11 protein-coding genes and 1 pseudogene are annotated in these 11244 nt (G+C 65.6%); 7 read left to right on the forward strand and 5 right to left on the reverse strand.

All coding sequences use genetic code 11. The features are described from left to right. The coding region (locus ORS3428_RS03550) for a LysR family transcriptional regulator (RefSeq protein ID WP_274534779.1) at positions 1-206 on the reverse strand (206 nt) is incomplete at its 3' end. A gap of 126 nt (positions 207-332) precedes the next feature. Between ORS3428_RS03550 and ORS3428_RS03555 the strand changes: the two genes are divergently transcribed. Both ORS3428_RS03555 and ORS3428_RS03560 read left to right on the forward strand, forming a co-directional pair. After that, on the forward strand, positions 333-941 hold the full coding sequence (locus tag ORS3428_RS03555) for a short chain dehydrogenase (protein ID WP_071094631.1): 609 nt from the start codon (positions 333-335) through the stop codon (positions 939-941). A gap of 156 nt (positions 942-1097) precedes the next feature. Further along, positions 1098-1382, forward strand: a pseudogene (locus tag ORS3428_RS03560) (malate synthase G); the annotation flags it as partial. A gap of 24 nt (positions 1383-1406) precedes the next feature. Here the strand turns inward: ORS3428_RS03560 and ORS3428_RS03565 are convergent. From ORS3428_RS03565 to ORS3428_RS03580, 4 genes are all read right to left on the reverse strand, one after another. After that, a complete protein-coding gene (locus ORS3428_RS03565; RefSeq protein WP_071094649.1) occupies positions 1407-2939 on the reverse strand; it encodes a YifB family Mg chelatase-like AAA ATPase in 1533 nt (510 codons plus the stop codon). A 149-nt stretch (positions 2940-3088) separates the two neighbouring features. Then, entirely contained in the window at positions 3089-4030 is a 942-nt protein-coding gene (gene gshB, locus ORS3428_RS03570; RefSeq protein ID WP_071094635.1) for a glutathione synthase, read from the reverse strand. A 68-nt stretch (positions 4031-4098) separates the two neighbouring features. Next, positions 4099-4473 (reverse strand): GtrA family protein, encoded by a 375-nt coding sequence (locus tag ORS3428_RS03575; protein ID WP_071094637.1) that lies wholly within the window; start codon positions 4471-4473, stop codon positions 4099-4101. Next, the gene (locus ORS3428_RS03580) at positions 4473-5483 is read right to left on the reverse strand and encodes a glycosyltransferase (protein ID WP_071094652.1); all 1011 of its coding nucleotides are present in this window, start codon (positions 5481-5483) and stop codon (positions 4473-4475) included. The genes ORS3428_RS03575 and ORS3428_RS03580 overlap by 1 nt, the downstream gene beginning before the upstream one ends. A gap of 137 nt (positions 5484-5620) precedes the next feature. On the opposite strand from ORS3428_RS03580, the gene ORS3428_RS03585 reads away from it, so the two are divergent. The 5 genes from ORS3428_RS03585 to ORS3428_RS03605 form a co-directional block, all read left to right on the forward strand. Beyond that, positions 5621-7420 (forward strand): polysaccharide biosynthesis protein GtrA, encoded by a 1800-nt coding sequence (locus ORS3428_RS03585; protein ID WP_071094639.1) that lies wholly within the window; start codon positions 5621-5623, stop codon positions 7418-7420. A gap of 165 nt (positions 7421-7585) precedes the next feature. Continuing rightward, positions 7586-8935 carry a putative bifunctional diguanylate cyclase/phosphodiesterase gene (locus ORS3428_RS03590; RefSeq protein WP_071094655.1) on the forward strand — a complete coding sequence of 450 codons (1350 nt, stop codon included), beginning with the start codon at positions 7586-7588 and terminating at the stop codon, positions 8933-8935. A gap of 130 nt (positions 8936-9065) precedes the next feature. After that, positions 9066-9833 carry an SDR family NAD(P)-dependent oxidoreductase gene (locus tag ORS3428_RS03595; protein ID WP_071094642.1) on the forward strand — a complete coding sequence of 256 codons (768 nt, stop codon included), beginning with the start codon at positions 9066-9068 and terminating at the stop codon, positions 9831-9833. Then, complete coding sequence (locus ORS3428_RS03600; protein ID WP_071094645.1) at positions 9830-10762, forward strand: 2-dehydro-3-deoxygalactonokinase; 933 nt, start codon at positions 9830-9832, stop codon at positions 10760-10762. Before ORS3428_RS03595 ends, ORS3428_RS03600 begins: the two co-directional genes overlap by 4 nt. Then, positions 10763-11244: 2-dehydro-3-deoxy-6-phosphogalactonate aldolase (locus ORS3428_RS03605; protein ID WP_071094647.1), on the forward strand; the 482-nt coding region annotated here is incomplete at its 3' end. It lies immediately after the preceding gene.

Below are 11244 nucleotides of genomic sequence, written 5' to 3' on the forward strand. Positions count from 1 at the left end.
TATTCGAGCGCGCGCTTTGAATCTTCGTAATAAACGCGACCGGCATCCGTCAGTCCCTGGCGTCGTGTGGTGCGCTCAAGCAAGCGCGCGCCGAGGCTGTCTTCAAGCTGGCGCACATATTTTCCWACCATGACGGCCGACATTTCGAGCYGCTGCGCAGCCTCGGTGAAGTTGCCTCCTTCCACGACGGCAACGAAGGTTTCCATGGCCCGTAATCTATCCATATTGCTAACCACCAGTTCGCAAACAACGAAGTYGTGGCGCATTTATCACCGCAATGGTTCGGTGAATAGTAGCGACGCTTCAGCCTGAAATTTGAAAAGGAATATTCTATGAGGATCGTTGTAATCGGCRCCAGTGGCGATGTCRGTCGCTTCGTGGTGGAAGAGCTTGCGCRCGATGGCAGGCACGACATCATTCGTGTCGGTCGCACCCAGGGTGATCACCAGGTCGACATCGCCGATGATGAGAGCGTGGATGCGCTGTTCAGGAAAATCGGACGAGTTGAYGCCATCATTGTAGCCGCAGGCAATGTCATCCTGGCGCCGATCGAAAAAATGACGGCGGCCGAGTTCCACAAAGGCTTGCAGCATAAGCTGCTCAGTCAGGTGCGTGTTGCGCTGGTTGGTCAGCATTACCTTGCGGACGGAGGGTCGATCACGCTGACCTCCGGCATCGCTGTCGATGATCCGATTGCGCAAGGCTCCAATGCCGCAAGCTCCAATGCCGGGATCGAGGGGTTCGTGCGTGCCGCCGCCTGCGATTTCTCCAGAGGCATCCGCATCAATGCGGTCAGCCCGACGATGCTAACGGAATCGATGGACCGCTTTGGTCCGTTCTTYCCCGGTTATGAAAGCGTCTCGGGAACGCGTGTCGCAATGGCCTACAGACGCAGCATTGAAGGCGTGCAGACCGGGCGCGTGTATCGGGTCGGCCATTGAGCTGAAGGCCCGCGGCGCTCCAACCGCCGCGATAAATGCCTGAGCCTGGGTGTCGCGCGAGTCCGAATTTCGCGACACTCCGATCTTTCCTGAACGCTTCGAAGGCCCGAACGCTCTAAAGGGACGTCTCGCAGTCGTCCGATCTGCGACAGCCCATCCACGCTGCGCATCTCCTCGCAGCACATCGCCAACTGGCTGCGCCACAAGGTGTGTTCGGAGATCCAGGTCCGGGATTCGCTGCAGCGCATGGCGGCGATCGTCGACCGCCAGAATGTCGGCGACCCGTTCTACCGGCCGATGGCGCCGGATTTCGACAAGTCGATCGCCTTCCAGGCCGCCTGCGACCTGGTATTCAAAGGCGCCGTTCAGCCCAACGGCTACACCGAGCCGGTGCTGCATGCGCGCAGGCTGGAGCTGAAGGCGAAGGACCGGGCAGGGTAGCGCCGGAAATCCGCGCCAGGGACGTTACGCCGCCTGCGCCATGCGCTCCGCGCTCATCCGGTAGGAGATCGCCTCGGCGAGGTGGATCCGGCCGACGGTTTCGCTGGCGTCGAGGTCGGCAAGCGTCCGCGCCACTTTCAGCACGCGGTGATAGGCCCGCGCCGAGAAGCCGAGTTTTTCGCTGGCATCCTTGAGCAGCGTCAGCCCGGCGGTGTCGGGCTTGGCGATCTCCTCGATGATCGCGGGCGGACAATGCGCGTTGGTGCCGGCGCTGGTGGCGCCCAGTCTCTCCAGCCGCTCGCGCTGCATGGCCCGCGCCCGGGCCACGCGCTGCGCCACCGCCGCACTCGTCTCCGCCCGGTCGGGCCGGATCAGGTCGCTTGCCGAAACCGCCGGCACTTCGATCCTGAGATCGATGCGGTCGAGCAGCGGGCCGGAGATGCGCGCTTGGTACTCGGTGCGGCAGCGCTCCCCGCGCAGGCAGCGATAGCCCGGCTCGCCCGACATGCCGCAGCGGCAAGGATTCATCGCCGCCACCAGCTGGATGCGCGCCGGATAGGTGACGCGGTGGTTGGCGCGGGCGATCACGCAGTCGCCGGTCTCCAGCGGCTGGCGCAGCGCATCGAGCGTCTGCGGCGAGAATTCCGGGAATTCGTCGAGGAACAGCACGCCGTGATGGGCGAGCGAAACCTCGCCCGGCCGTGCCCTTAAGCCGCCGCCCACCATCGCCGCCATCGAGGCCGAATGATGCGGCGCGCGGAATGGCCGGCGGTCGGTGAGCTTGCCTTCGCCGAGCTCGCCCGCAACGGACGCGATCATCGAGACTTCGAGCAGTTCCTTCGGCGCCAGCGGCGGCAGGATCGAGGGCAGCCGCTGCGCCAGCATCGACTTGCCGGAGCCGGGCGGGCCGACCATCAAGAGGTTGTGGCCGCCGGCCGCCGCCACTTCCAGCGCCCGCTTGGCGCTTTCCTGGCCCTTGATGTCCGCGAGGTCCGGCAGGTCGCGCGCCGAAACCTGGATGCCGGCTTCGGGCCGCGACAGCACCTGCGTGCCACGAAAGTGGTTGGCAATCGCGACCAGGCTGCGCGGCGCCAGAATATCGAAATCCTTGCCGGCCCAGGCGGCTTCCGGCCCGCAGGCGAACGGACAGATCAGGCCTTTCCCTTCCGCATTGGCGCCGATCGCCGCCGGCAGCGCGCCGGCAACAGCCGCGATGGTGCCGTCGAGCGACAATTCGCCGAGCACCACATAGCCGGCCAGCATGTCGCCCGGAGTGGCGCCAAGTGCTGCCATCAGGCCGAGCGCGATCGGCAGGTCGTAATGGCTGCCTTCCTTGGGGAGATCGGCCGGCGCGAGGTTCACCGTCACCTTCTTCGACGGCATCGACAGGCCCGATGCATGCAGCGCGGCCTGCACGCGCTCGCGGCTCTCGGCCACCGCCTTGTCCAGCAGCCCGACGATCTGCATGCCGACCTTGCCAGGTGCTACCATCACCTGGACATCGACGGGCACGGCCTCGATGCCCTGGAAAGCCACCGTGCGAACCCGCGCCACCATTGTCTCAAGCCCCCGATGCGGCTCGCGCGGCTTTGCGACCAAGCGGCGAGCGAAGTCAGGCTAGACAACCACAGATTTGCGGCTTAGGCAAGAACATTACGGGAACATTGCTGCTCGGGCTAGCCGGCGAACYAATGCCGGAGACGAAATTACTTCCTCTTCCCCTCAACGCAGTCCCAGAAAAGTCCCGCAATATCGGCGCCGCCAAAACGTTGCACCTCGCGGATGCCGGTCGGCGAGGTGACGTTGATCTCGGTCATATAGTCGCCGATCACGTCGATGCCGACGAGGATGAAGCCGCGTTCTCGCAAGGCAGGGCCGATGYGGGCGCAGATCTCGCGCTCGCGCTCCGTCAGTTCGGTCTTCTCGGCGCGGCCGCCGACATGCATGTTGGAGCGGGAATCGTGCTCGGCCGGCACGCGGTTGATGGCGCCGACCGCCTCGCCATMGATCAGGATGATGCGCTTGTCGCCCTTGCGCACGTCCTTCAGGTAACGCTGCACGATATAGGGCTCGCGGAAAAGCTGGCCGAACATTTCGAGCAGCGAGGGAAGGTTCCGGTCGGCCTCCAGCAGATGGAAGATGCCGGCGCCGYCATTGCCGTAGAGCGGCTTGACGATGATGTCGCCGAACTCCTTGCGGAAGGCGGCAACTTCTCGCGGATCCTTGGTGATCAGCGTTTCYGGCATCAGGTCGGGGAATTCGGTGACGAAGATCTTTTCCGGGCTGTTGYGCACCCAGGCCGGGTCGTTGACCACCAGCGTCTTCGGGTGGATGCGCTCCAGTATATGCGTGGTGGTGATATAGTTCATGTCGAAGGGCGGATCCTGCCTGAGCWGCACCACGTCCATCTCGGAGAGGTCGGTGCGCACCGRTTCGCCGAGCGAATAGTGGCTGCCCTTCTCATCGCGCACCTRCATCTCCTCGACGCGTGCGAACACCTTGYCGCCCAGCATGGACRGCCGGTCGGGCGTGTAGTGGAAGAGCTTGTGGCCGCGCCGCTGCGCCTCCAGCGACAGCGCGAAGGTCGTGTCGCCGGCGATCGACACGGTGGAGACATGGTCCATCTGGACGGCGATTTTCAGCGGCATCTGCGGTCTCCGGAGGGGCTTCGTCGCCGATATAAGGAACTCGGAGGCTTCTGCCAATCGGCCACAGGCTATCGGTCGAAGACCAGCCTCGAATAGCCGAGGAAGGAAAGCGCCATGGCGACGACCGAGGCGAAGGCCAGCGCTGCGAGCGGCGGCAGCGTGGGTAGTGCGAAGAGAGTAGCGCAGTAGACGAGATAATTGACGATGCTGGTGGCGATGCCGACGCCGCCATAGCGCGCGCCCTCCTGGGCGATGYCCCGGCTCGAAGGCGAAAAGGTAAGGTGGCGGTTGATCTGCCAGGTGACGCAGAGCGCGAAGCCGATCGACAGCATGYGTGCGATCAAAGGCCCAAGCGGCGTGACGGAGAGCAGCAGCCAAAGCGCCGCCGCATCGGCGACGAAACCGATGCCGCCGGCAAGCACAAAGCGGGCAAGGCGACCCATCAGGCCGCCCGCGAGGCCTTGCCCGGCTCGCTCTTCGGGGGCACCTGCCCGTTGACGTCGGCGCGGCGCTCGATGCGGCCGGACGGGATCGAAAGATAGAAGATGCGCTTCTGTTCGGYGCGGCCGYGCGACACCGAATCGAGGATCAATCCCGTCACCGCCGACAGCATGGAGAGCAGCAGCATGCCGACCGACAGCACCCAGGTCGGCATTCGGGGCACAAGCCCGGTCTCGGCATATTCGACCAGCACCGGGATCATCAATCCGACGCTCGCCGAGAGGAAGAACAGGGCGAAGGTGCTGAAGAAGCGCAGCGGCTGCGTTTCCTTCACCAGCATTGCGAACATCCAAAGGATCCTGGCGCCGTCGCGGAAGGTCGACAGCTTCGACGAGGAGCCTTCCGGGCGGCGGCCGTAGTCGAGCGCCATCTCATTTACCGGCAGCTTGAGTTGCGAGGCGTGGACCGACATTTCGGTCTCGATCTCGAAGCCGCCGGAAACCGCCGGAAAGCTCTTGACGAAGCGCCGCGAAAACACCCGGTAGCCGGAAAAGATATCGGTGAAATCCGCCCCGAACAGGCCCTTGTAGAGCCGATTGAAGATGCGGTTGCCCAAGGCGTGGCCGTGGCGGCCGGCATCGTCTCTCACGCCGCGCCTGGTGCCCACCACCATGTCCGAGCGCTCGGTGAGCAGGATGTTGATCAGCTGCGGCGCGTCTTCCGGCGCATAGGTGCCGTCGCCGTCGGCCATCACATAGATGTCGGCGTCGATGTCGGCGAACATGCGGCGCACGACATTGCCCTTGCCCTGGCGCGGCTCGCGCACGACGATGGCGCCGGCCGCGCGGGCCCTGAGCGCGGTAAGGTCCCTGGAATTGTTGTCGTAGACATAGACAGACGCGGAAGGCAGCGTTTCGCGGAAGCGCCGCACGACCTCGCCGATCGTCAGTTCCTCATTGTAGCAGGGCAGCAGCACGGCGATCGCCGGCTCGTTGCGGACTTCGTGCGGCATGTCTGTCTCCGGATGCCTGGCCCGGCCCTCCGGCCGCGCCAATGCCGGCCCAAATGCCGGTGTCTCCAGGCCGCTTTACTATTTATTGAAGCCGTTAAGGCTAGGTTTAAGCCCCCGATCTCCAAAAGGCCTCGACGATGCGCACAGCCAAGGACGGCGCCGCCACCTGGAAGTCCGATCTCATGCTGGCGCTGCTGGCTGCTCTGTTCGCGCTCGCCGTCAACGCCTGGATGGGCTTCAGCGAACTGGCCGATGGCGGCGGCGACAATGACAATCTGCTGCGGCTGGTCGAGGTTCGCGACCTGCTTGCCGGCCAGGGCTGGTTCGACCTGCATCAGTACAGGATGGGTCCGGAGGGCGGCTTCGTCATGCACTGGTCCAGGCTGATCGACGCTCCGATCGCCGCCATCATCCTCGCCGCCTCGGCGCTGACGGGCACCGTCCCCCTGGCCGAAGACATCGCTCAGGTGCTTTGGCCGGCGCTGCTTTTCTGCTTCACCCTGTTCTTCACCATCCGCGCCGTGCGCATATTCGCCGGCGAGAGCGCGATGCTGCCGGCGATCGTTGTCGGCGGCGCCGCCTTCCATTTCCTTGGGATCTATTCGCCCGCCGCGCTCGACCATCACAATGCCCAGCTGTTGCTCACCATGGCGAGCCTGGCATTGCTGCTCGAGGCGCCGGTCCATCGGACGGCGGCGCTGTTTTCCGGCCTCTGCGCCGCGCTGACGCTTGCCATCGGCATGGAAACCGCGCCCTATGTCGCCACCATTGGGGTTTGCGTTTCCCTGCTATTCGTTGTCGACGGAAGCGGCGAGCGCGAGACCGCCCGGGATTTCGGCCTCGGCTTTGCCGGTGTCTCGGCGCTTGTCTTCCTGGCCACCATTCCGGCGTCCGCCTGGGGCGAGGCGCAATGCGATGCCTTCTCCACGGTGCAGTTCGTCGTCGCCGCCATAGCCGGTGTTGGGCTCTCGGCAATCGCCTCGATCGACGCCGCCTCTCGCAGCGCGCAGCGGCGTCTGCTCTCGCTCGGGCTGCTTGCCGTCGCGCTCGGCGTGGTCGCCGTGGTGCTGTTCCCGCAATGCTTGGCGGCGCCCTATGCCGATCTCGATCCACGGCTGAAGGAGCTGTGGCTCGATCATATCGACGAGGCGCAATCGCTCTTTACGCTCCTTGCACAGGACCCTTCCCGCGTGGCGGCGCGTTACGCGACACCGGCGGTGGCGCTCATTCTGATGGCGCTGCGCCTGGGCCGGGGCGGCTGGCGCCGACAGGACAGCCTGGTCGGCGCGCTGCTTGTCGTCGCGTTCATCGTCGGCGTCTGGCAGGTTCGCGGCACGACATTCTCGGTCGCCTTTGCCGTGGTTCCGCTCTCCGCCTGGATCGCGAAATGGCGCACACGTGCCGAGACCAGTTCTTCCGCCGGCGTGGCGCTGCGGCTGGCTGCCGTCTGGCTGGTGTCGGTCAATCCGGTCTGGACTGGCGCCGCGGCAGCCACCTCAGTAGTGCTTGAAAAGCAGACCATTCCCACCGAGGAAAGCGGCGCGGACGAGGCTTGCGAGAAGAAGGCCACCTTCGCGCCGCTCGGCCGCATGCCCGCCACCACCGTCCTGGTCATCTCCAATCTCGGCTCGCCGGTCCTCGCCTACACCGGGCATCGCGTCTTTGCCGGACCCTATCACCGCAATGTAGCCGGCAACCTTATGGCGTTGGACGCCTTCCTCGGCTCGGCCGACGAGGCGCGGCGGATCGCGCAAGCGCATCATGTCGGCCTCGTCGCGGTCTGCCGCGGCAACAGCGAAAGCCGGATGCTGGCGGAAAAGGCGCCGCAGGGCTTTCTCGCCGGCCTGATGCGGGGCAGTGTGCCGGACTGGCTCGAGCCGGTCGCCGAGACCCAAACCAGCCCGATTGAGCTCTATCGCGTCAGGCAAGCCGGCTAAAAAGCAATTCCAGGAAAAGTGCGCAGCGGTTTTCCGTCCGGAATTGCGAAAGAGAGTCGGATCGCGGTCCGCTCCGGATGATCAGAAAATCGATTTTCCGATACTTTTCCTAAACGCTTTGCTGCCAGTCTGGCGGAAAATACCCGCCATCAGAACAGGGACATGATGCAAACGACGTTTGGCACAGGGCAGCCAGGCAGGGAGAACACGGATCTGGCCTTTACCGATCCGCTGACCGGACTTGGCAACCACCGTCGCTTCTTTGACAAGGTCGATCGCCTGATCAGCGACCGTGCAGACGATCCGGTGCCCTTCACCATCGGCATCCTCGACCTCGACGGCTTCAAGCCGATCAACGACCTGTTCGGCCACAAGGCCGGTGACGACATCCTGATCCAGGTGGCGATGCGCCTGCGCGCCTCGATGGACGGCTATTCCACCGTTTGCCGCATCGGTGCCGACGAGTTCGCCTTCCTCTACCCGATGGTGTTCAGCGAGGAGCAGGCGGCCGAGAAGTCGCGCATGCTGATCGAGATCCTGTCGGCGCCCTATGATGTCGGCGAGCGCACCGCCAGATTGTCCGCCTCCGTCGGCTGCTCGCTGTTCTACTTCGGCGACGAGACCACAGAGATCCTCATCAACAAGGCGGAGACCGCGCTCTACCACGCGAAGCGTTCGGGCCGCGGCCGCGTCGTCGTCTACACCCGCGAGATGGAGGAGGCCGCCAAGCGCGTCACCCGCATCGAGCAGGCGCTGCGCCGCGCCGTCTCCGCCGGCGAGGTCGAGCCGCATTTCCAGCCGATCGTCGATCTCAACACCCGCCRCACCATCGGCTTCGAGGCCTTGGCCCGCTGGAGCGACCGCGATCTCGGCATGGTGCCGCCGAGCGTCTTCATCCCGATCGCCGAGGAGCGCGGCATCATCGGCCCGCTGTCGCAACTCGTCCTGCGCAAGGCGACCGAGGCTGCCCGCAGCTGGCCGAAGGATTTGTTCCTGGCCTTCAACCTGTCGCCGTCCCAGCTCGTCGACCAGAACACCGGCCTGCACATTCTCGCGATCCTCGACCGCACCGGCTTCGATCCGCGCCGGCTGGAGATCGAGATCACCGAGACCGGCCTGATGACCGATCCGGCTTCGGCCGAGAAGATCGTGGAGGACCTGCGCCGGGTCGGCATCCGCGTCTCGCTCGACGATTTCGGCACCGGCCAGTCCTCGCTCGGACGCCTGCGCGAATTCCATTTCGACAAGCTGAAGATCGACCGCGCCTTTGTTTCTTCCATCCTCGACGACCGGCCGTCGGAGCACATCATCCGCGCCATCCTCGCCATGTGCGAGGGGCTCGGCATGGACGTGGTGGCCGAAGGTATCGAGGATGAAGCGCAGGCCGACCGCCTCGTCCAGTTCGGYTGTGCCGGCGGACAGGGCTACCTGTTCGGCAAGCCGGCCGATGCCGACGCCACGCTCGGCTATCTGCGCGATTCCTATCGCGGCGCGCTGTACGCCAGGGCGATCTGACCGGGCGGCCCGCGCCGCCTTGGCAATGCCCCGATCATTTGTCAGACATTAGGCCGGGAAACTGACGTTTCTCCCTTGCCCGCGCGCATTGTCTGGCTAGGATGCGCGCCGGCCAAGGGAGAAAGAGATCATGATGCCATCGGCGCGTTTCGCCGACCTCGAAGGCGCCTCGGTGCTGATCACCGGCGGCGGTTCCGGCATCGGCGCGGCGCTGACCGAAGGCTTTATGCGGCAAGGCRCYAAGGTCGCCTTCATCGACATCGCCGACGGTCCGAGCACGGCGCTGGCCGACCGCCTGGGAAACGAGCTCGGGCGGCGCCCGCTCTACCTCAAGACCGACCTGCGCGACGTCGAGGCGCTGCGCGCCGCGGTGGCGAAGGCGGCGGAAGCACATGGCGATGTCACGGCGCTCGTCAACAACGCGGCCCTCGACGACCGTCATGAGGTGAAGGACGTCACGGTCGAGTTCTGGGACAACAACCTCGCCGTCAACCTGCGCCCGCATTTCTTCACCGCGCAGGCGGTGGCGCCGGGCATGAAGCGCGCCGGCGGCGGCTCGATCATCAACTTCAGCTCCACCTCCTATCTCATCAATCATCCCGACCTGCCGGCCTATACCGCCGCCAAGGCCGGAATCCTCGGCCTCACCAAGGGTCTTGCCGGCAAGCTGGGCGCCGACGGCATCCGCGTCAACGCGATCGCGCCCGGCTGGGTGATCACCGAGCGCCAGCGGCAGCTCTGGGTCACCGAAGAAACGCTTGCGGCCCATGTCGCCAAGCAGTGCATCAGGCAAGTCATGCAGCCAGACGACATTGTCGGCACCGTGCTCTTCCTGGCGTCGGACGCCTCGCGCATGCTGACGGCGCAGATGCTGATCGTCGACGGAGGCGTCCTGTGAGCGGCGCGCCAGCGGTCGCCGCGCTCGACTGGGGCACGACAAGGCTCCGTGCCTGGCTCATCGACAGCGCCGGCAAGGTGCTTGCCGAGCGGCGCGGCGACGACGGCCTGATCACTGCGCGCGAAAAAGGCTTCGCCAACGTGCTGGAAGCTCATCTCGCCGCCATGAGCGCGCCGGAGGACTTGCCCGTCATCATCTGCGGCATGGCGGGTTCCCGCCAGGGCTGGGTGGAGGCACCTTATGTCACCGTGCCGGCGCCGATCGGCGCCATCCTTGGCGAGGCTGCCCGCATAGCGGGCGAGCGCCGCGACATCCGTATCGTTCCGGGCCTCGCCCAGCGCCTCGCCGATGCGCCGGACGTCATGCGTGGCGAGGAAACGCAGCTCGCCGGCGCCGGTTTGCCGGCAAAGGGTCGCCATCTCGTCTGCATGCCGGGCACGCATTCGAAATGGGTCGCGGTCGAGGACGGCGCGGTCGCCGGCTTCGGCACCTGGCCGACGGGCGAATTGTTTTCCGTGCTGGCCACGCATTCGATCCTGAAGCATTCGCTGGGCGAGCATCCGGCGCCGGTCGCTGCCGAGGATCCGTTCTTCCGTCAATGGTGCGAGCAGGCGCTGGGCGAGGGCGGCGACGTCACCTCGAAACTGTTTGCGATCCGCGCCGCCGGGTTGCTGCAGGATTTGAAATCCGACGAGGCGGCCGCCTGCCTGTCGGGGCTCTTGATCGGCGGCGAGATTGCCTCCGCGAAACGTCGGTACGGGGTCAGCGAAGCCCCAGTGGTACTGATCGCTTCCGGCGCGCTGGCTGATCTTTACGGCGCGGCTCTGGGCTTCGCCGCTCTTGCCTTTCGGATCGTCGATGCGGATGAAGCGGTGCGCGCCGGCCTTGTCGAGGCRGCGCGCGAGAACGGCATGATCGGAGGCGCTTGAATGACCGAGACGGCACCTTTCCCGAAGCTCAAGCGCGGCCTCGTCGCCATCCTGCGCGGACTGAAGCCGGGCGAAGCGGTGGCGATCGCCCAGGCGGTGCATGATGCCGGCATCGAGGCGATCGAGGTGCCGCTCAACTCGCCGGAACCCTTCGCCTCCATTGCCAGCATTGTCGAGGCGCTTTCTAAGACTGCGCTGGTCGGCGCCGGCACGGTGCTGACGGCGGCCGATGTCGATGCCTTGCACAAGGCCGGCGGCCGGTTGCTGGTCAGCCCCAATATCGACGCCGAGGTCATGGGCCGCGCAATGCATTACGGCATGGTGACGATGCCCGGCGTCTTCACGCCCACCGAAGCCTTCCAGGCGATCAGGCTCGGCGCCTCGGCGCTGAAATTCTTTCCGGCGAGCGCGCTCGGCGCCGGCGGCATAGCCGCGATCCGCGCCGTGCTGCCGCCAACGACCCTGATCGGCGCCGTCGGCGG

Source organism: Mesorhizobium sp. ORS 3428, from assembly GCF_001854785.1.
In the GTDB taxonomy this organism is placed as follows: Bacteria; Pseudomonadota; Alphaproteobacteria; order Rhizobiales; family Rhizobiaceae; genus Mesorhizobium.